The sequence below is a fragment of the Sneathiella chinensis genome (assembly GCF_012720115.1).
Classification (GTDB): Bacteria; Pseudomonadota; Alphaproteobacteria; order Sneathiellales; family Sneathiellaceae; genus Sneathiella; species Sneathiella chinensis.
The window spans coordinates 111216-131964 of sequence record NZ_VNWN01000008.1; the positions used below are offsets into that span (position 1 = coordinate 111216).

The 20749-nt window shown below is 57.8% G+C and carries 19 protein-coding genes and 1 pseudogene; 13 read left to right on the plus strand and 7 right to left on the minus strand.

The window, feature by feature from the left end; all coding sequences use genetic code 11:
- Positions 1-54 precede the first annotated feature (54 nt).
- Positions 55-753: a glutamine amidotransferase-related protein gene (locus FQB27_RS15395; protein ID WP_169561961.1), complete on the plus strand. Its 699-nt coding sequence runs from the start codon at positions 55-57 to the stop codon at positions 751-753.
- A 19-nt stretch (positions 754-772) separates the two neighbouring features.
- Here the strand turns inward: FQB27_RS15395 and FQB27_RS15400 are convergent, their stop codons facing one another.
- From FQB27_RS15400 to FQB27_RS16595, 3 genes and pseudogenes are all read right to left on the minus strand, one after another.
- Positions 773-1957 carry a CaiB/BaiF CoA transferase family protein gene (locus tag FQB27_RS15400; protein WP_169561962.1) on the minus strand — a complete coding sequence of 395 codons (1185 nt, stop codon included), beginning with the start codon at positions 1955-1957 and terminating at the stop codon, positions 773-775.
- 198 nt (positions 1958-2155) lie between these two features.
- Positions 2156-2410, minus strand: coding sequence for a cold-shock protein (locus FQB27_RS16590; RefSeq protein ID WP_348540538.1), 255 nt, complete (start codon positions 2408-2410; stop codon positions 2156-2158).
- 21 nt (positions 2411-2431) lie between these two features.
- Positions 2432-2647, minus strand: a pseudogene (locus tag FQB27_RS16595) (cold-shock protein); the annotation flags it as partial.
- A gap of 537 nt (positions 2648-3184) precedes the next feature.
- On the opposite strand from FQB27_RS16595, the gene cobT reads away from it, so the two are divergent.
- Complete coding sequence (gene cobT, locus FQB27_RS15410) at positions 3185-4201, plus strand: nicotinate-nucleotide--dimethylbenzimidazole phosphoribosyltransferase (RefSeq protein ID WP_206374727.1); 1017 nt, start codon at positions 3185-3187, stop codon at positions 4199-4201.
- Here cobT and FQB27_RS15415 read toward each other — a convergent pair.
- Complete coding sequence (locus FQB27_RS15415) at positions 4198-4812, minus strand: histidine phosphatase family protein (RefSeq protein ID WP_169561965.1); 615 nt, start codon at positions 4810-4812, stop codon at positions 4198-4200. The genes cobT and FQB27_RS15415 overlap by 4 nt on opposite strands.
- Positions 4813-4918: 106 nt before the next feature.
- Here FQB27_RS15415 and FQB27_RS15420 point away from each other — a divergent pair, with 106 nt between their 5' ends.
- Positions 4919-5884, plus strand: coding sequence for a glycosyltransferase family 9 protein (locus FQB27_RS15420; protein WP_169561966.1), 966 nt, complete (start codon positions 4919-4921; stop codon positions 5882-5884).
- On the opposite strand, the gene msbA is transcribed toward FQB27_RS15420, so the two are convergent.
- On the minus strand, positions 5875-7656 hold the full coding sequence (msbA, locus tag FQB27_RS15425; RefSeq protein WP_169561967.1) for a lipid A export permease/ATP-binding protein MsbA: 1782 nt from the start codon (positions 7654-7656) through the stop codon (positions 5875-5877). The two genes, FQB27_RS15420 and msbA, sit on opposite strands and share 10 nt — an antisense overlap.
- Before the next feature lie 272 nt (positions 7657-7928).
- Between msbA and FQB27_RS15430 the strand changes: the two genes are divergently transcribed.
- The gene (locus FQB27_RS15430) at positions 7929-8741 is read left to right on the plus strand and encodes a metallophosphoesterase (RefSeq protein WP_169561968.1); all 813 of its coding nucleotides are present in this window, start codon (positions 7929-7931) and stop codon (positions 8739-8741) included.
- Between the two features lie 95 nt (positions 8742-8836).
- The gene (locus FQB27_RS15435) at positions 8837-9781 is read left to right on the plus strand and encodes an NAD(P)H-dependent flavin oxidoreductase (RefSeq protein ID WP_169561969.1); all 945 of its coding nucleotides are present in this window, start codon (positions 8837-8839) and stop codon (positions 9779-9781) included.
- On the opposite strand, the gene FQB27_RS15440 is transcribed toward FQB27_RS15435, so the two are convergent.
- Both FQB27_RS15440 and FQB27_RS15445 read right to left on the minus strand, forming a co-directional pair.
- The gene (locus FQB27_RS15440) at positions 9765-10952 is read right to left on the minus strand and encodes an MFS transporter (protein ID WP_169561970.1); all 1188 of its coding nucleotides are present in this window, start codon (positions 10950-10952) and stop codon (positions 9765-9767) included. The two genes, FQB27_RS15435 and FQB27_RS15440, sit on opposite strands and share 17 nt — an antisense overlap.
- A 39-nt stretch (positions 10953-10991) precedes the next feature.
- Positions 10992-11927: a diacylglycerol/lipid kinase family protein gene (locus FQB27_RS15445; protein ID WP_169561971.1), complete on the minus strand. Its 936-nt coding sequence runs from the start codon at positions 11925-11927 to the stop codon at positions 10992-10994.
- Between the two features lie 452 nt (positions 11928-12379).
- Between FQB27_RS15445 and rfbF the strand changes: the two genes are divergently transcribed.
- The 8 genes from rfbF to FQB27_RS15485 all read left to right on the plus strand — a co-directional run bounded on the left by rfbF (position 12380) and on the right by FQB27_RS15485 (position 20696).
- Entirely contained in the window at positions 12380-13159 is a 780-nt protein-coding gene (gene rfbF, locus FQB27_RS15450; RefSeq protein WP_169561972.1) for a glucose-1-phosphate cytidylyltransferase, read from the plus strand.
- A complete protein-coding gene (locus FQB27_RS15455) occupies positions 13156-14184 on the plus strand; it encodes an NAD-dependent epimerase/dehydratase family protein (RefSeq protein WP_169561973.1) in 1029 nt (342 codons plus the stop codon). Before rfbF ends, FQB27_RS15455 begins: the two co-directional genes overlap by 4 nt.
- 1 nt (position 14185) lies before the next feature.
- Positions 14186-15481 carry a class I SAM-dependent methyltransferase gene (locus FQB27_RS15460; RefSeq protein ID WP_206374729.1) on the plus strand — a complete coding sequence of 432 codons (1296 nt, stop codon included), beginning with the start codon at positions 14186-14188 and terminating at the stop codon, positions 15479-15481.
- 12 nt (positions 15482-15493) lie between these two features.
- Positions 15494-16687, plus strand: coding sequence for a class I SAM-dependent methyltransferase (locus FQB27_RS15465; RefSeq protein ID WP_169561974.1), 1194 nt, complete (start codon positions 15494-15496; stop codon positions 16685-16687).
- Positions 16688-16735: 48 nt separating this feature from the next.
- A complete protein-coding gene (locus FQB27_RS15470) occupies positions 16736-17833 on the plus strand; it encodes a glycosyltransferase (RefSeq protein ID WP_169561975.1) in 1098 nt (365 codons plus the stop codon).
- Positions 17834-17936: 103 nt separating this feature from the next.
- On the plus strand, positions 17937-18938 hold the full coding sequence (locus FQB27_RS15475) for a metal-dependent hydrolase (RefSeq protein ID WP_169561976.1): 1002 nt from the start codon (positions 17937-17939) through the stop codon (positions 18936-18938).
- The gene (locus FQB27_RS15480; protein ID WP_169561977.1) at positions 18938-19411 is read left to right on the plus strand and encodes a CYTH domain-containing protein; all 474 of its coding nucleotides are present in this window, start codon (positions 18938-18940) and stop codon (positions 19409-19411) included. The genes FQB27_RS15475 and FQB27_RS15480 overlap by 1 nt, the downstream gene beginning before the upstream one ends.
- Before the next feature lie 28 nt (positions 19412-19439).
- Positions 19440-20696 (plus strand): glycerophosphodiester phosphodiesterase family protein, encoded by a 1257-nt coding sequence (locus tag FQB27_RS15485; protein WP_169561978.1) that lies wholly within the window; start codon positions 19440-19442, stop codon positions 20694-20696.
- Positions 20697-20749: the final 53 nt, after the last annotated feature.

Consider the following 20749-nt stretch of genomic DNA (forward strand, 5'->3'; position numbering starts at 1 on the left):
CCTGTATCGGGCGGATTGATATCCGCCCATTTGCTTATTTGTCAGATTGATTTCATGCCCGATAAAAAAGTCCTTCTTGTCATGCATCAGGCCACATCCGACCCCGGCCGGGTCGGGGAAGCCTTGCGGACCCTTGGCTACCAACTTGACATGCGGGTCCCCGCAATCGGCGACCCCCTTCCAAGCGACCCACACGAACATGCCGCAACGGTGATCTTTGGCGGCCCCATGAGCGCCAACGACGACCACGAGGATTTTATCCGGGAAGAAACCGCCTTTGTGGATAAACTGCTGGCGGCAGAACGCCCCTATTTCGGGATCTGTTTGGGCGCCCAAATCATGGCGCGTTGCCTTGGGGCCGATGTCACCCGGCACCCGGCGGGATGTATGGAAATTGGATATTACCGGGTTGAGCCAACCGAGGCCGGAACCCACTATTTCACGGAACACCTGAATGCCTTCCAGTGGCACAAGGAAGGGTTCGACTTACCGCGGGACTGCACCTTGCTGGCGACGGGGGACCTGTTTCCGAATCAGGCTTTCCGGTTTGGCAAAAAAGCCTATGGCATCCAGTTTCACCCGGAGGTCACCGAGGCCATGAACCGCCGGTGGCTGAAAAAGGCCTCCCATATGCTGGTGGAACCGGGTGCCAAACCCGCCGATCAGCATCTGGCGGACCGGCAGGCCTACGATAACGACATGCGTCTGTGGCTGGATAATTTCCTGCAAGGGTGGATCGGGCCGACAGAGTGACGGCCCGTCCCTGTTCTTCCTAGATAACCCGCTTGGATTTCAGGTCGGTGATATCCGCCTCGGAATATCCCAGTTCCTTCATCAGGTCGTCTGTATGCTCGCCCAGGGTTGGGGCCCGCTTGCGAACGGAAATATCGCAGGCAGACAGCTTGACCGGGAAATCCGTCACCGGCACCTTGCCGCTGGCGCCGGGGTAATCCACTTCTTTCAGCAATCCCATGGCCTTGAGATGCGGGTCTTCCAGCACCTGCTGCGGTGACAGGACCGGGGCACAGGGAACCCGTGCCGCTTCCAACTGGGACAGGGCTTCCTCGCTGGTCCGTTCGGCGCACCACTTCGCCATGCGTTCCGACAGGATGGCACCATTGTCGCCGCGATCCTGATCGGTTTTGAAACGCGGATCCTCAAGCCATTGCTCTTCACCCATCAGCTTGGCCCAGCGTTCAAACAAAGGCCAGCCAATCGCCTGCACCAGCACCCATCCATCCTTGGTCTTGAACGTATCTGCGGGTCCGGCATTCTGACCCCGGTTCGAGGTCCCGACACGGTTGATCTGAGTTAAGGACTGCTCCAGCAGGGCCACACTGGAAATCAGCACGGAGGATCCGAACAGGGAACTGTTGACCACCTGCCCCTCGCCTGTGGCCTGACGGTGCATGATGGCCGCAAGGGTCCCGATGCAACTTGCCATGGCGGTCGAGAAGTCAACCCACGGACCATACAGTTTCCGCGGCTCATCCCCGTCACTGGACATATACATGGCGCCGCACATGGCCTGACCGACACCGTCGAACCCGACGCGGTTGCTGTATGGCCCCACGTCGCCGAACGCGGACGGATGGGTCAGGATGATATCTTCCTTGATGGCTTTCAGGCTGTCATAATCAAGGCCCATGGCCTCCAGCGTCTGAACCGGCAGGTTGGCGACAACCACGTCCGCCGTTGCAATCAGCTTCTTGACGACCTCGCGCCCTTCCGGCTTCATGGGGTTCAGGGTCATACCCTTTTTACCGTGACCGACCTGAAGCAGAATACCGCCTTCGCCGTTCTCTGTTACCGGTGTGACAAAGCGATCCTCACTGCCGTCGATCTTCTCGATCCGGATGACTTCCGCCCCAAGCTGGCCCAAGATGGTTGCGCAATAGGGTCCGGCAATATAGCGACCGAAATCCAGCACACGAATTCCCGACAAAATACCCGACATGACATTTCTCCTGATTGATTCTTGTTATTAATTTCAGGGACCTAACGCTCACCCTTTTGGCAGGAGAATGCCTTGTTTGCGGCCCCAGCGCAACCCATTTGCGGCCCCGCGCCAAGACGGAAAGCCAAATGCAAAACGGGCCTCTGCCGGTCACAACCGGTAGAAGCCCGCTTTTCTTACTGGACCGTCAGGGTCGGATCAGAGCAATTCAACGCCTTCCGCCAGAGGTCCTTTTTCACCATCTTTCACATTGAGCCGGACCCGCTGGGTCGCTTCCAGCATCCCCAGACCGGATTTTTCCAACGCCTTCATGTGAACGAAAATATCCCGGCTTGCATCATCGGGGGTTACAAAACCGAAGCCTTTTTCAGAATTGAAGAACTTGACGGTCCCCTCAATCAGGGAGCCTTCGCCATCCTTCAATTGCAGGGCCGGTGCAGGCCCCAAATTCAAAATGCGCTGTACCTGTTGTCCCCGTTCCCCCCTGGACAGATCACAAACAATTGGCGCCCCTTCCGGAAGTCCCTGTAGTCCCTTGCTCTGTAAAACAGAGATATGAACAAAAGCATCCCCGGAACCGTCAAGAGGCTCAACAAAACCAAAGCCCTTTGCCGTATTAAACCACTTTACCTTACATTCGATCCTGTCACGAATTTCTTCACTTAACTGATCGGTACTGTCATTCTGCATTCTACCCTGTCCCTATACTTCACCAATCAACGCGTACCTACCGCTTATCCATTTTTTCACCGGCTCTCGGCTTTTACCAGCATAAAATCTGCTTCCCCGGCATTATTCGAAAATCACGAATATTCTTTCGACAATCCATAGACCCTTATCGACTGATGGAAATACTTTCCTGAAACATAAAAAAATATTGTGTATTAGAAATTACAGCTACTCAATACATCTATCCCAAAAGACTTATGTCTTGTACAGTCTATATTACACGAAAAGCGTTTAAATAAATCAATAAACACCCCTACTGGATGTGTATCCATACAAAAAAGCAGCTTATATCACTCATTATCCAGACTTTTCCGAACTGCAGTGTTTTTCCAAAGCATGATTCGTTTGTAACATTTATGCCACAAAACTACCAAGAAATACCTAGCCGCGCCTCTTGCCCCCATTCTCAAGCCCATCACCGAACGCATTGCACTTCGGCTGTCCATGTCTAGAATGAGCCTCTTTCGTTTGCCGTATTCAGTAACAAAGGACCATGCGATGCCCCTCCTCTCTTTGGAAACCTTTCGCAGCAGGATTGAAACCCTTCCCGAAATTGACAAGGACGCCGCCAGTGCCGCCGCCCGTCATGACGCCACCCTGACCAAGCCTGCCGGGTCTCTTGGAAAGCTTGAGGAACTGGCCGTCTGGGCCGCAGGCTGGCAAGGGCAGCACCCGCCCAGCTTTTCACGCCCACAGGTTATCATCTTCGCGGGCAACCACGGTGTCTGTGCGCAGGGTGTCTCGGCTTTCCCGCAGGAAGTCACCCACCAGATGGTTGCCAACTTCGAGCAGGGCGGTGCCGCCATCAACCAGCTTGCAACAGCGTTCGGCGCCCGTTTCTCGGTTGTTCCCATGGATCTGGACACCCCGACAGAAGATTTCACGCTGGTCCCTGCCATGACGGAGGAGGCCTGCGCCCAGGCACTTGAGACAGGATGGAATGCGGTGGACGACACAACCGACACCCTTGTTGTCGGGGAAATGGGCATTGGCAATACCACCTCTGCGGCGGCTTTGGCGGCGGCGCTTTTCGGCGGTACCGGAGCCGACTGGGCCGGACCCGGAACGGGGTTGTCGCCGGAAGGGATCAATGTCAAGGCCGGGGCCATCGACCGGGCGCTTGCCCTGCACGGGGACAAACTGGCCGATCCCCTTGCCGCCCTGCAGCATGTGGGCGGGCGGGAACTGGCCGCCATGACCGGGGCCATTCTGGCAGCCCGGCACAAGCAAATCCCCGTCATTCTGGACGGGTTCGTTTGTTGCGCAGCGGCGGCGGTCCTCGCCCGTCTTCAGGACACCGCCCTTGACCATTGCGTGGCCGGCCACATGTCGGCTGAACCCGGCCATGTCCGGTTGCTGCAACTGCTGAAGAAAGAGCCGCTTCTCACCTTGCGGATGCGGCTTGGGGAAGGCTCCGGCGCCGGTTTGGCCCTTGGCATCCTGAAAGGGGCCATTGCCACCCATAACGGCATGGCCAGCTTCGCCGACGCCGGGGTTACCGAAGGCGCGCTCTAACCCGGTATTCTGTTGATCCAGTCCACCTGCCACTGGGTGGACTGGCCATCCCTGTATCGGACAAGCCGGGTCAGGGATAACGGCTCAATCCCCAGCGCAAGCGCCCGATCGGGCGACAGGGACAGGGCATCCGCGACCATCGCCCGCACGGTTCCCGCATGGACCACCATCACATGATCCCCGACTTCCGGCAGGGCATCGCGGGCGCACAGGACCCGCGCCTGCATATCCGTGAAACTTTCTCCGCCGGGGGGCCTGTTGGTTGCCGGGCTTTCCCAGAACCGGTCATAGAAATCCCGGTCCCGATCGCGGGCCTGATCATAGGTCAAACCTTCCCACTCCCCGAAAGACTGCTCCCGAAGACTCGCTACTTCCGTCACCGATGGGGGGGCATCCCGCTCGGAAAGAATGCGGTGTGCCGTCTCGCGGCATCGGGACAGATCACTGCTGATCCACCGGGCCTGCAGGGGCAGCGCCGCCGCCAGCCAGCGGAAGGGTGCCGGGTCCTTCAGGTCCGCTGGCACATCCTGCTGACCATAAAGAACGGAACTGTTCACCGGCGCATGCCGGACCAGCCAAAAGGCCTGTCTGGACCAGGGTGTGGATGTCATCAAGCAAAAACCCCTTCCAAAGAAAAAGCGTGAGTGAACCGGCGAATATCGTATAAAAGCAGTTCTTTAATCGATTTTTCCGGACAAGACCACTACGGGAACCGCAATGAAGCGCAGTTTGTTTGTTACCTCCAACCGTCTGGGTGATGCGGTTCTGACCACAGGAATCCTGCATCACATGATTGCGGAAGAGCCCGATATTCCTGTCACCGTCGTCTGCGGTCACATCCCGAAAGACATTTTCGAATCCATTCCGGGGGTGGAACGGGTAATCCCCATCCGCAAATTGAAATACAGCATGCACTGGCCCAAGGCCGCGTGGGAACTGGGGTTCCGGCGGTGGCACCGGATTGTGGATTTCCGCGCCAGCCTGCTGGGCTTCCTGCCGGCAAAACACCGGTACATCTGGCCGGGCGGCATGGAAGGGGTTCACAAAACCATGGCCAATGCCCGCCTGATCGGCCTTGACCGGCCCGTCCCGCCGAAAATCCTGTCCACACCCGCCCAACAGGCGGCGGCGGACCGGCTTTTAAACTGGCCGGAGGACCCCCGCCCGATTATCGCGCTGGCCCCCACGGCCAATTTCTATCAAAAGCAATGGTCCCACCGGAAATATCTCGCCCTTGCCGAGGCCCTGACAGCCCCGGATGGTATTCTTCCCGGTGCCCGGATCGCGGTCTTTGGCGCGCCCGGAGAGCAGGCGCAGGCCATGCCCGTGGTGGAGGGCCTGCCGGACCAACAGGTGATCGACCTTGTTGGAAAAACCACCCCTATGGAGGCCGCCAGTCTTCTGTCCCGCGCTGCCCTGTTTGTTGGAAATGATTCCGGCCTGATGCATACGGCCGTTGCGGTCAACGTCCCCACCGTTGGTCTGTTCGGGATCGGACAGCCGGATGTTTATGGCCCTGTGGGGGACAAGACCCTGTGCCTGATTGGTGATCCTGCCGGCATTCCCATTGCGGACATGCCGGAAAACGACCCCCATGCCGGGAAAGATGTCCTGCCGCTGGATCGGGTTCTGGAGGAAGTGGAGCGTTTCTGGAAGCGCCTGCCCCGGCCCGATCAGGCCTGAGACGGCGTGTCCGTCAGGGGCAGTACATTGCTGTCCAGCGCGAATTGCTTGCTGTAAAGGTCGGCATAAACCCCGCCATGGATCAGCAGGTCGCGGTGATTGCCTGCCTCGACAACCTGACCATCCACAATCACATAAATGGTATCCGCATCCAGAATGGTGGACAGGCGGTGCGCGATCACCAGCGATGTGCGCCCTTCCATCAGATGACCGAGGGCAGTCTGGATTTTTCTTTCTGATTCCGTATCCAGCGCCGAGGTGGCCTCGTCCAGCAACAGGATCGGGGCATCCTTCAGCATGGCACGGGCAATGGCGATCCGCTGTTTCTGCCCGCCAGACAGGCGCACCCCGTCCGACCCCACACGGGTGTTGTATCCGTTCGGCAAAGAGACAATGAAATCATGCACCGCCGCAGAGCGGGCCGCTTCCTGCACCTGCTCGTCGGTGGCATCCGGTGACCCATAGGCGATGTTGGCCCGGATGGTATCGTCAAACAGGAAGATATCCTGACTGACAAGGGAGATATTCTCGCGCAGGGATTTCAGGGTCACATCCCGCACATTCTGGCCATCAACGGTGATATCCCCGGATGTCACATCATAAAAGCGCGGGATCAGGTTCAGGATGGTTGATTTTCCGCCCCCCGAAGGCCCCACCAGCGCAATCCGCTTTCCGGCCCCCATTTTCAGGGAGATATCCTTCAGGACCGGCTCATCCGCATCATAGGAAAAGGCCACATTGTGAAACTCGACCTCGCCCTTGTGCAGCTCCAGCGGGGCCGCATCGGGCTTGTCCACAACCTTGTGCGTCACATCCAGCAGTTCGAAAATCTTTTGTGCCGCCGCCAGACCGTTTTGCATCTGCGGGGCAATCTTGGCCACGCTCTTGATCGGCTGATAGGCCAGCATGGCCGCCGTGATAAAGGCAAAAAACGTCCCCGGTGTGGTGTTCCCCGCCACCACATTGCTGGCCCCGTACAGGATCACCCCGGCAATCATCAACCCGGACAGTCCTTCCACAATGGGGCTGCTGGTTGCCTGAATGCGCAGGGACTTGAACTCATACCGGAAGCGGCTGCGGATGACCTCCTTGCCCTGCTCTTTCGTCTCTTCTTCCTGACCATAGGCCTTGACGACCCGAATGCCGTGGAAGGTCTCTTCAAGGAAGGAACTGAAACTGGCGGTCTGGTCCATCACATTATGGGCGGCCTTGCGGGCGCGGCGGCCAAGCTGACGGATGGCAAGCGCCCCCGGCGGCAGGGCAATAAAGATGATCAGGGCCATCTTCCAGTCGTAATAGAACAGGGACCCGATCAGGAAAATCGCCGTCAGGCTGTCTTTTGTCAGGACCACAAGAAGCTGGGTCGTGCGCAGTCGCAACTGGTTCACATCATAAACAAACCGCGAGATAAGCTGCCCCGTCGGGTTGGCATGGAACCACGCCAGATCGGCCATGACCAGCTTGCGGAACAGGGCCAACTGAATATCCGAGACAACACGGGTGCCAACCCAGTTCATGAAGAAGGCCTGCCCATAGGTGGCCACCCCCCGCAAACCGAAGATCACCACAACAGCCAGCGTCGTCTGCCAGATCACATCGGCGTTCTGTTCGAAGAAAACCTCATCCACGATCGGCTTCATGATGAAGGCGGTGGCCGCCGTGGTCATGGCACTGACGATCATGAACAGAATGGCCGCCACCAGCCGCCATTTATACTGAAACACATAATCCCGCAGAAGACGGCCAAAAAGATAACGGGCAGAAAGGTCCATCTTTCTGGTTTCATTCACCGTCGAAGGCTCGGTCTCTGACAAATTACTCTCCGGATCGTCTCAATTCAGTCACGGTATCGCTGTTTCGGGACTATCACGAGTGTCGCCCCCTGAACAGGAGTTTTATCTAGTCCTGCCCATGAACGATTGCAAGCGTGTCGGAAATGCACATATGAGCCTTCCCCTGTATCTTGTTCCGGCGCCATGCTAGGATAGGGTGAACAGGCAAGGCATGAATTGTTTTTAGACCTAATGTATCTTTCTGGCACCGCATGATCTTTGGCTCCCTCAAGAAAAAACAGTTGCCGGTTCGCCTGCCCGACGGCGAACGCATCATTGCAATCGGCGACCTGCATGGACAACTTCCCCGCCTCAAGAGTGTCCTTAAAAACCTGCGCGCCTATCGGAAAAAGAACCCGGCAGCCTTTGAAACGATCATCTTTCTTGGGGATTATGTGGACCGGGGCCTGCAATCCGCACAGCTTATCGACTACCTGATCGCGTTTCGGGAGAAGGCAACCAATGCTGGCGCCCGTGTTCATTTCCTGAAAGGCAATCACGAGGTGCTGCTGCTGAACGCCCTTGCCGATCCCGAGGCCGATGCCAAGGTCTGGATCAGAAACGGCGGGCTGGAAACCGTTGCAAGCTATCTGAACGGAGGCATCAAAACCCCGTCAAAAGGGACCGACCTGAAGGCGACACTCCATGAATTTCAGACCGCGGTCCCCCCTGCCCATCGGGATTTTTTCAAGTCGCTTGAGCTTTTCCAGAAACAGGGACCGTTCATTTTTGTTCATGCCGGTATTCGGATGGAGCGCAAGATGAAGGACCAGAAGGAAGCGGACCTGTTGTGGATCCGGGGGCCTTTCCTCGACTGGTCCGGTCCCCGACAAAAACGGATTGTGGTTCATGGCCATTCCATCACGAACCGCTTCGAGCCGGAACTCTACCCCCATCGGTTGGCCATCGATACGGGCAGTTACCTGAAAAAAGGCCGGATCACCGCCGCCATTTTTGAAAAGGATATGGTTCGTTTCGTCCAGAACGCGCCGGGCGCCGAATTTTCCGACAGCCCCTTTTCCTGATGAAAGGCCCCATACTGGACGCACTGGACGCACTGGACGCATCGATCCGACACCGATAAGATCGACAAACCCGTCAACGACAGGATACCCACCCGATGACCAAAACCCGAAACAGCGTCTGCACCCTGCTGGATATTGAGCATCCCATCCTGCTTGCCCCCATGGCAGGCGTATCCGGCGGCGCGCTTGCCGCCGCGGTCTCAACCGCCGGGGGCCTTGGCCTGATCGGGGGCGGATATGCCATGGATGACTGGGTGATGCAGGAAGTCCCCGCCGCTGGCAATACACGAACCGGCATCGGGTTCATTACCTGGCGTCTGGCCCAAAACCCGGCTTTGCTGGACCGGGTGCTGGCCCATAATCCTGTTGCGGTGATGCTGTCCTTTGGCGACCCGGCCCCCTTTGTTCCGGCCATCCGCAAAAGCGGTGCAAAAATCATCTGTCAGGTCCAGACCGTGGCCCATGCCCGGCATGCTGCCAAGGCGGGCGCGGATATCCTCGTCGCCCAAGGGAGTGAGGCCGGCGGCCACGGGGGAAGCCGTGGCCTGTTCAGCCTGCTGCCCGCCATTCGGGACGCTTTACCGGACATCCCGGTTCTTGCCGCCGGGGGCCTGACTGACAATGCGGACCTGCAGGCGGCGGCCGCCCTTGGGGCCTCCGGCGCCCTGATCGGCACCCGCTTTTTCGCCAGCCCGGAAGCACTCGGGCATCCCCATGCCAAGCAGGCCCTGATCGATAACGGGGGCGATGACACCCTTCGCACCACCGTATTCGATGTGGCCCGCGATCTGGACTGGCCCGCGCCCTATACAGTTCGGGCCATCCGCAACGACTTCACCCGGAAATGGCACGGCAATGAGGCTTCGCTTGACGCGGAAAAAGCGGACGTGGTCGCCGGTTATACGCAAAGCGTCCAGCACGGTGATACCCGCATCATGGGGGTCTTTGCCGGGGAAGGACTGGACCGTATCCACAGCATCAAACCCACCGCGGACATTTTCAAAAGCCTTGTCTCAACGCCCGTCAACTGGGCGCGCTGACCGGCGACTGTTCCCGTTCAAATCGGCGGACCCGCACCAGCAGAACAAGGGACAGGCCAAAGCCGATAACACTGCACCCGGTCATCAACAGGAAACTGTAGGCCGGATCGATCCCGAACAGGTATCCGGCCAGCATGGTCAGGAAGCCAAAGAAAATACCCATCGACAGGCTGTCATACAGCCCCTGCGCCGAGGCGGAAATATCGGGCGGCACCCGCTTGGTCATATAGCCGATCAGGGCCATATAAAGCAGCGCAAAGGTAAAGGCGTGCAGAAGCTGCGCAAGGCCCAGAACCGGCAGGCTTGTGCCCCATGCCAGCAACGTCCAGCGCACAACCCCGCCAAGGGCCGCAAGACTGATCATGGGCATGGCCCCGAACCGGCCAATCAGGCGGCCTGACAGGTTGAACATGCAAATTTCCGCCACCACCCCCAAAACCCACAGCAGGGTAATAGTCGTGTTGGAATAACCAAGCGCCTTCCAGTGAATGGCACTGAACCCGTACAGGGCCGCATGACTGGACATCAGCAGGGAAACCGTCAATACGAACAGGGGAAAATTCGGCAGGACCAGCGGTTTGAAAAAGGGCACACCCGCCTTGTTGGGGCGGGTCTGTAATCCGGGCACCCAAAAGGCCGCGCCCACCAACTGGCAGGAGGTCACCACAAGGGCCACATAAATGGCGTCCAGACCAAAACGATCCACACAAAAGCCAACCAGCAGGGTGGCGACAATAAAGCTGATCGATCCCCATTTCCGGGTCTTGCCGAACTCGATCCCCAAAAGCTGACTGGCGCGCATGGTCAATCCATCGGACAGGGGAACCCCCGACGACAGCGCCGCCCCGGCAATCCCCCAGATCAGGGCATAGAAAATCCAGTGGTCAAACAGGGGCAGAAGAAGCACGCCCCCCAAAAGGATCAGCGCAAGCGCCACCAACAGGGGCCGCCGTCGCCCGATCCGATCGGCAATCCAGGATGTGGCAGGAACAAACAATAGCTTGCCCCAATATGCCCCGCCAAGAACCACCCCGACAAACTCAAGCGGAAGCTGCCCTTCCAGCCAACGGGGCCACAACGGAATTGTGATCGCATAGACGGAGAAAAAAGCGACATAATATCCGGACAGGCGCCAATGAGCCGCCCGGTACCCATAGGACGGAGTTTGCATCAGCACCTTCCCCAAGAATGACCTGTGCGGAACTTACCCCTACCGCCTGCCCGGCACCAGACAATTCGTCGGTTGTTTCAGTGGCCGTGCAAACGCCCCCAAAACATTCAGCGGTTGGTCATCCAGCATGATTTCCAGCGGTGCGAAACGGTCACTGTCCCCATCCGTCTGGCAGGGCATCTCTTCGGGGGACGTCAGCAAAACAGGCCCCCTTGTCGCCAGCATCTCGACCGACTTGAGGCGGGACAGGCGCCCCGTGACCAGCGCCAGCCCATATCCGATGGCGGCCAGCAACCCACCCCGTTTCAGCAAGACCACCTGCAGATCCGGTTGCTGCAACCCTGCATCCGGGGCCAAAAGGAACGGTCCCCCATAGGTTCGCGCCCGCGTGATGATCGCGGCAGCGGCCGAGTGTCTTTGTCCGGCGATATCAATATCCACCACCATTTGATGGAACCGGCTGCGCACCCGCAAGGCCGCCAGAAGATAGGCCACCGCCCCCCATTTCCGTTTCTGGTCCGAGCGCAGCGCCTGAACGGCAAGGCTGTCATATCCCGCGCCAATCATCAGCAGGAACCGCCGCCCCCCGGCAAGGCCCGGTGTCACCGCAACCGGCTCTGCCGCCAACAGGATCCGAACAGCCTTTTCCACACTTGTTCCAACGCCGATTTCCCGCGCGAAAATATTCGCCGTGCCGAGCGGAATAACCCCCAGCGGCACCCCGCTGCCCCGTAATCCCCGCGCCACTTCCGTGATGGTCCCATCCCCGCCAGCGGCCACAACGGCTGTCCAGTTCCCGTCCTCTGCGGCCCCTCGGGAAAGTTGAACCGCATGGTCCGGAAATTCCGTTTGATGTATAACAAACTCGCAGTTTTCCCGCTTCATGACCTCCAGCGCCCGCAGCAAACGTTTCCGGTTGCCCTGTCCCGCTGTCGGATTATGAATAACAAGAAAACGCTTTATACCCTGTGCCATCAAGACGCCCTTTGGTTGTAAAATCCCCGAAAGTCAGGGCATTCGGCGATATTTGAGATCCCCATTGTTGATCCAATTCCTTCACTCTTCAAGGGTGAACTGGCACAAAAAAGGACCGACAGAATGGGGGCCGGGCCAAATTTTTCCCGCCTGATTTTTACCGCCATTCCTGACCGCATTAGCGAAAACCGGACAAGAAAACGGGCCAGCACCCTCTTGCCTTTGCTCCGTCCCTGATCGGGAGAAGAAGATCATGAATCTTTTCTCGATCCTACAAGGCATTGAGCCATATGGAGTTTCAGAAATGGAGCGGGCCACCCCGCTATTTTTTTCCCGCCCCCCTTATTTACATTACGTTTATCTGAAATATTATTTTAGATGTTCTTGATATAACTCCTGAGGCGATCAGGAAAAAGACCAAAACAGATCCAACTTGAGGGGAAATCTGTACCATGAAAGTAGGTATTCTGGCCGGGGGACTCGGAACGAGACTTTCAGAAGAAACCGTTTCCAAGCCTAAACCAATGGTGGAAGTCGGCGGCCATCCCATCCTGTGGCACATCATGATGCATTATCATTCCTATGGCTATGACCAGTTCGTCATTGCCTTAGGGTATAAAAGCCACATCATCAAGAAATTCATGACTGAATATTCCGCACTGGACGGGGACCTGACCGTGGCCGTGCGATCCGGCAAAATCAGTCAATGCCACAGAAGTGCCCCGGACTGGACCGTTGAACTTGTCGAAACGGGCCTGCACACCAACACAGGGGGGCGGATCAAGCGCCTGCAACCCCATATGGGCAATGAAACCTTCATGCTGACATGGGGCGATGGTGTTTCCGACCTGAACCTGAACACGCTTCTTGAATTTCACCGATCCCACGGGAAGCTGGCCACCCTGACCGCCGTGCGGCCCCCGGCCCGCTTTGGCCATCTGGATTTGCAAGGGAACCAGATTGTCGAATTTTCCGAGAAACCGCAAACATCCGAAGGCTGGATCAACGGCGCCTTCTTTGTGCTGGAGCCAGAGGTCTTTGACTATATCGAGGGCGACGACACCCAGTTTGAAAAGGAACCGCTGGAACGGCTGGCCCGGGACGGACAGTTGATGGCCTATCGCCACCAGTCCTTCTGGCAGTGCATGGACACGATCCGCGACAAGAAACGATTGGAAGAAATGTGGGCGTCAGGACAGGCACCCTGGAATTCATGGAGCCACAGATTATGAGAGTACTCGTCACAGGACATAAAGGGTATATCGGTGTGATTCTGGTTCCCCTGCTGCTGGAACGCGGATATGACGTGACCGGCTTTGACAGCGATCTTTTCCGATCCTGCGATTACGGGGGGCACCCGGTTCCGATACCGGAAATCATCAAGGATGTGCGGGATGCGGAACAGGAGGATCTTGAAGGGTTTGATGCCATCATCCATCTGGCGGGCCTGTCCAATGATCCCCTTGGCGACCTGAACCCGTCGCTGACCGAACGCATCAATTTCGAAGCCTCGGAACGGTTGGCCCGCCTTGCCCGCGACGCCGGGGTCAAACGGTTTATCTTCTCGTCCTCCTGCTCCAACTACGGGGCGTCCGGGGATAACTGGCTGAACGAGGACAGCGCCTTCAATCCGGTCACACCCTACGGGGTTTCCAAGGTGCGGGTGGAACAGGCCCTCTCGAAACTGGCACGGGATGACTTCACCGTCACCTTCCTCAGAAATGCAACGGCCTATGGGGTTTCCTGCCGGTTGCGGTTTGATCTGGTGCTCAACAATCTGGTGGCATGGGCTGTCACCACCGGCCAGATTTACATCAAGAGCGACGGCACCCCCTGGCGCCCGATTGTGCATATCGAGGATATATCCCGCGCCTTCATCGCCGTTCTGGAAGCGGACCCCGCGCTTGTGAATGGGGAGGCCTTCAATGTGGGCCGCAACGAGGACAATTACCGCATCCGTGATCTGGCCCAGTTCGTCAAGGACACCGTTCCCGGTTGCGAGGTGGCCTATGCCCCTGATGCTGGCCCGGACAAGCGCTGTTACCGGGTGGATTGCAGCAAGATTCTGAAAACCCTGCCCGGTTTCCAGCCCCGATGGTCCGCCCAGAAAGGGGTTGAGGAACTCTATCAGGCCTTTACGGATACGCCCCTGACGCTGGAGGAATTCGAGGGGGACGCCTATCAGCGCATCGCCCATGTGAAATCCCTGCTGGCATCCGGGAAATTGTCCCCGGAATTAAGATGGCAGGAGCAGTGAGATGAACGAGATGACCTTCAACGGACAGACCCTGCTTCCCGAAACCACAGTGATTGACCGGTGCCGGTCCTGCCAGTCCGACCATCTGACTGACATCCAGTATTTCGGCGAGACACCGCTTGCCGACAAACTGGTGCGGCACGACCAACTGGCCTATCCTCAATATCGGGCGCCGCTGACACTGACCCAGTGCACGGATTGCGGGCTGGCCCAGATACGGGAAACCGTCTCTCCCGACATTCTGTTCGGCGGCGACTACCCCTATTATTCCTCTGTCTCGCCAGCCCTGCTCCGTCATTTCGGGCGCAGCGCCGAAAACCTGATCGCAAAGCGGAAGCTGGACAGAAACAGCCTTGTGGTGGAGGCCGCCAGCAATGACGGCTACATGCTGAAAGTCTTTGCCGATCATGGCATTCCGGTTCTGGGGATTGATCCGGCATCAGGCCCGGCAGCCGTAGCGAACGCCAACGGTATCCACACCCTGAATACCTTCTTCACCGCCGATCTGGCCCGCCAGCTGGCGGACGAGGGGAAACAGGCCGATCTGTTTCTTGCCAACAATGTGCTGGCCCATGTGCCTGACCTGAACGGTTTTGTGGCGGGCATTGCCACGATCCTGAAGCCGGACGGACAAGCCGTTATCGAGGCCCCCTACCTGAAGGACCTTGTGGACCACTGCGAATTCGACACCATCTATCACCAGCATCTTTGCTATTTTTCCCTGTCCAGCCTGATCCCGCTGTTTGAACGGCACGGACTGCATCTGAATGATGTGGATCATACGGACATCCACGGCGGCAGCCTGCGGCTTTATATTTCAGGCGGGGAAGGACAAAGCAGCACCCTTCGGGACATGCTGGCGGAGGAACGGACGTGCCATATCACCCGTCCCGCCTATTTCACCGCCTTCAAGGACCGCCTTTCCACCATCAAGACAGACCTGCATATCCTGCTGGACGGCCTGAAGGCGACCCATGCGCGGATTGCCGGATATGGGGCCGCGGCCAAGGCGACGACACTGCTGCATTATCTGGATATCGAGGATGGGTATCTGGACTGTGTTCTGGATCGGAATGAAAACAAGCAGGGCTGGTTCATGCCGGGCACCGCGCTGGAAATCCGCCATCCCGATTGGCTGGCGGACAACCCGCCGGATTACGTGATGATTCTGGCGTGGAACTTTGCCAATGAAATCATGAAGGACCAAAGCCGGTTTGCCGGTCAGGGGGGACAATTCATTCTGCCTGTTCCCACGCCCGGTATCGTCAATGGCCCTGTCCAGAACAAGTCCCTGTAACTCAGACCAAGGATGGGATCGACCGTGACCAATGAACTGACATCCTGCCCGGCCTGTGCGGGCACCACCCTGACCGCCTTCTACGAGGTGGCTGACGTCCCTGTCCATAGCTGCCTGATGCTGGACAACCCGGAGGAGGCGAAAGCCTTTCCGCGAGGGGACGTCAAACTGGCCCAATGCGAAGACTGCGGATTTATCACCAATCTGCTGTTTGACCCCCAATGGTCTACCTATGCGCCCAATTATGAAGACCAGCAAAGCTTTTCACCCACCTTCAACGGTTTTGCCGGGGATCTGGCGCGGGGGTTGATCGACCGGTATGACATTCATGACAAGACCCTGGTCGAGGTGGGATGCTCGAAAGGGGATTTCCTTGCGCTGATGTGTGAGCTTGGCAATAACCGGGGGGTCGGCATCGACCCCAGCGCCGTGGCAGGCCGGGTCAAGACCACGGCGGCCGATCGGCTTCGCTTTATCAATGATTATTACGGCGACGAACACACGGATATTCCCGCCGATTTCATCTATACCCGTCATACGCTGGAGCATGTCCAGCCGGTGCGGGATTTCACCGCCCTGATCCGCAAGGCAGCCACGCAAGGCTCGCCCGTGCCCGTCATGATCGAAATACCCGATATGATGCGGGTTCTGGAAACCGCCGCGTTCGAGGATATCTATTACGAGCATTGCTCCTATTTCACGCCGGGAACCCTTGCCCGTCTGGCCCGCAAGGTTGGCTTCGACCTTCTTGACCTGCGGCTGGAATATGACAACCAGTATCTGGTTCTGGAGGCCCGGCCGGGCCCGTTATCCGGCAAGACACTGGCCATCGAGGAAGATGTTGCCGCCACCAAGGCGATGGTCCAGACCTTCCTGTCCCGGATCGAGGGGAAACTGTCTGGCTGGAAGACCCGGATCAAGGACGCCCGCCAACGGGGAGAGAAAATCGCCGTCTGGGGGTCCGGGTCAAAATGCGTCGCCTTTCTGACCACCCTCGGGATGGTGGATCAGATCGATATGGTGGTGGATATCAACCCCAATCGGCATGGCAAATATGCGCCCGGCCTCGGGGTCCGTATTCACGACCCGAACGACCTGAAACAGCTTCAGCCGGAGCAGGTCATCATCATGAACGACATATACGAACCTGAAATCACACGGGACATACAGGCCATGGGCCTGACCCCGGAAATCAGGACAATCTAGAAAGAAAGAAACCGATAACGACAACCGAATGCCGGGGGCACGAAGAAAATGTCAAAACTACTGATGGTCAGTGCACGCGATGTCTTCTCCGATTTTGCAGATTGCTGCGCCTTTGAACTTGAGGATACGATTCACGAGGCGCTGGATGCGGATTTCCTGCTGCTGGGAAAACAGCATTTCTCTCCATCCTCGACCAATCTCAACAAGAACGGTTTCAACAACCGCAAGGAATATGACGCCGTTTTCATTGTCACCAACAACTTCCGAAAACTGGCCATCACCATCCAGATGATGGAGAAACTGGGTATTCAGGCGAAACAGACCGCCGCCTATGTCTTCGGGGCCTATGTGCATGACCTGCAATATTTTCACCTGCCGGCGGCAAAGCATCTGCTGCCCCGCTACACGGCCCTGAAAAAGGTCGATCACTTCTTTGGCCCCATCCCGGAAACCCTGTCCGCCCTGTCGAACATGCTGGACCGGCCGTTTCACTATTCCCCCATTGCCGTCGATGTCCTGAACGTGGCCCATGAAGGGCAGGAAAGATGGATATCCGTCAACGGCTTTGGCCGTCAGGAGCCGGGCGTCAACAACCTGCTGGCGGACACCATGAACCGCCCTGGCAGCCCCCATGTCTACTTCCATACCAACAGCATGGTGTCCGCCGGGCTTCTGGACTGGAAACGGTACCGGGAACAGTTCTGGCACCTGCTGCGCATGTCACGGCTGTCGCTGACCTTCGATGCCCTGTTCTATAATCCCGGCAACCGCGCCAAGCATTCCTTCGTCGGGCCAAGGTGGTATGAAAGCCTTGCGACCGGCACCGTTGTCATCGGACAGGCCCCGAAAACAGACGAGGCCAAGGCCCTTCTGGATTGGGACAACGCCACCGTTGACCTTCCCGAAAACCCGGCAAAGGCAGTCGATTATATTCTCGGCATGCTTAGCGCCCCGGAGGAGCTGGATAGAATCGGGCAGGAAAATATCCGCCAGATGCGCCAACGGCACGATTGGCGCTACCGGATAAAGGACATGCTGGAAAGTCTGGAGATTGAACAACCGGGCATCCTGCAGGAGCAAATCGCCATGCTTCGGCGGCAGGCTCCGCTGGCCCATCCACAGGCAGCCAATCAGGCCTATCCGTAATCCGCGCCGGGGGTCGGCTCACAAGACACGGCAGTTGCATTGCATTTTACCGAACCTCTTCATACACTTCCCGGAACCTGACACACCGGAATAAAGGAAGCGTATGGATTCGGTGACACAATTCCTGCTGGGCGCCAGCATTACAGGAGCGATTCTTGGCCCCCGGGTGGGCGTGGCACGGTCCCTTGTGATTGGCGGCACGGTCGCCACACTGCCGGACCTTGACACCTTTGTTCCCTTTATCGACCCCATTGAGGCGATGACCCACCATCGGGGATTTTCCCATTCCTTTCTGGTGCAAACCCTTGTCGCCCCGGTCATCATGCTGCTCATTGCCTTTGTCAGCAGGCGGACCCGCGACCATAAACGGCTTGTCCTGCTGGCGGTCTGGCTGACCCTGACCACCCACAGCCTGCTGGACAGCCTGACCAGTTATGGCACCCAGGTTCTGTGGCCGTTCGAGGTGGCACCGCCCCTTGCCATCCCCGCCGTTTTCATCATTGATCCGCTCTATACCCTTCTGTTACTGGCCGGGGTGGCGGCGGCATTTGTGACCAGAAACAAGGGTTCAAAAGGATTGTCCATCAACAGGGGGACCCTTGCCCTCAGCACGGCATATCTGTGCCTTGGCGTGGTGCTGCATACCAGCATCACCGCCCGGGCCGAGGCTGACCCCCGCTTTCAGGACATGAAGGTCCATGTCCAGCCGACCCCGTTCAACATACTGGTCTGGCAGGTTCTGGGCGTATCGGATACTGCGGTGACAACCGGCCTGACCGGACCGCTGGACCGCTGCACCATCACGGCCTTATCCCGTCGGGATCGCCTGAAAAGCCTGCCGGGATATACGCCGCCGCCGTCTGTCCAGCGCCTTGAATGGTTTACGGATGGATTTTTTTCCTATGACATCAAAGGGCAATACGCGACAATTACAGACTTGCGCATGGGTTATCCGCCCGATTTCGTGTTTTCATTCCGAATTGCCGAACTTGCCGGATCAGGCCCGCACCCCATCGAACCGACCCGCCTGCGGCTTGACCCGACGGACCGTCTGACGTCTCTTGCCGGCATGTGGGAAAATGCACTTGAAGGATGTATCAAGTAATGGAAATCGAGAAAAAATTTCTGGTGGCTTCCGACCGGTGGAGAGAGCTGTCCAGCAAATCGGACCATATTGTCCAGTTCTACCTGACCGGGCTGGACCATGAACCCACGGTCCGGCTTCGCAAAAAGGGCGACCGGGGATACCTCACGCTCAAATACTCCTCCTGCTCCACGGATACCCTGATCCGCGAGGAATACGAATACCAGATTCCGGCCGAGGATGTGGACGCCCAGATGGGCAAGGCAACCGGCCTTGTCATTGAAAAGATCCGTCATTATGTGGCCACCCCCGACGATCACGTCTGGGAAATCGATGAATTCAAGGGCGCCCATGAGGGCCTGATTATTGCGGAAATTGAACTGACCGATCAGGATGACAGCTTTGAACTTCCCGACTGGATAGGAGAAGACGTCACGGCGGATTCCCGTTACAGTAATCTGGTTCTGTCCTTCTCCCGCGTCACACCGGAGTGACGTATTTCCCGATCTGAAAGGAACCGTTATGGGCCGTCTGTCCTTTTTCCGTCGCGTGCGACAGGCCATCGGCCTGACGGGCCTTGCCGTTCTGTTTCTGCTGCCCGCCCCCGCACAGGCGGAAACCGATATTCCGGCGCAACTGGGACCGCGCCCTTTCTATCTTCTGGAGCAACTGGAGGCGGGGGCCCTCAAAGACAGGCTGGAAGCCTGCAAGGCCGGGCCTTTCTATCGGTCGGATTTCTCCATTGCCCATCGGGGCGCCCCGCTGCAGTTCCCCGAACATACCCGCCAGTCCTATCAGGCGGCCCTGACCATGGGCGCCGGGATTGTGGAATGCGATGTGACCTTTACCCAGGACCGGGAATTGGTCTGCCGTCATTCCCAGTGCGACTTGCAGGCGACAACGGATATCCTGCTCAAGCCTGAACTGGCCGGAAAATGCACCCAGCCGTTTCAGCCTGCGGACCCTGCGACGGGTGCTGCCGCCTCGGCCAAATGCTGCACATCGGATATCACCCTTGCCGAATTTCGCACCCTGAAAGGCAAGATGGACGGCGTCAACAAACAGGCAACCACGCCGGAAGAGTATGTCCGCGGCACAGCCGACTGGCGCACCGATCTGTATAGTGCGACCGGAACCCTGATGACCCATGGGGAAAGTCTGAACCTGATCGATCGGGCCGGGGCCAAATTCACACCGGAACTGAAAGCCCCCCAGATATCCATGCCGTTTGACGGGGATTTCAGCCAACAGGACTACGCCCGCAAACTGGTTGAGGATTACAAGGCCCGGAATATTGACCCCTCCCGGGTCTATCTTCAGTCCTTCAATCTGGAAGATATTCGCTTCTGGATCGAAACCGAACCCGATTTCGGGCGGCAGGCAGTCTATCTGGACGGACGGTCAAAGCAGATTCGCCCGGACGATCCCAACTCCTTCTCCCCCTCCATGCAGGCGCTGGCGGATATGGGCCTGAAGATCATTGCTCCGCCGATCTGGATGCTGTTATCGCTGGACGATACCGGGGAAATCATTCCCTCCCTTTATGCACGCAAGGCCAGAGAGGCCGGTCTTGATATCATCGCGTGGAGTCTGGAACGGTCCGGCCCGCTGACAAATGGCGGGGGCTGGTACTATAAAACCGTCAAACCGGCGATCCGGTCTGATGGGGACATGCTGAAAGTTCTGGATATTCTGGCCCGGGATGTCGGGGTGATCGGGGTCTTTTCCGACTGGCCCGCAACCACCACCTTTTACGCCAATTGCACCGATAAAAACTGACGATACCGATGACGCTGACAGCGGCCTGACATCCGTTCAGGCCCGCCGGCGGC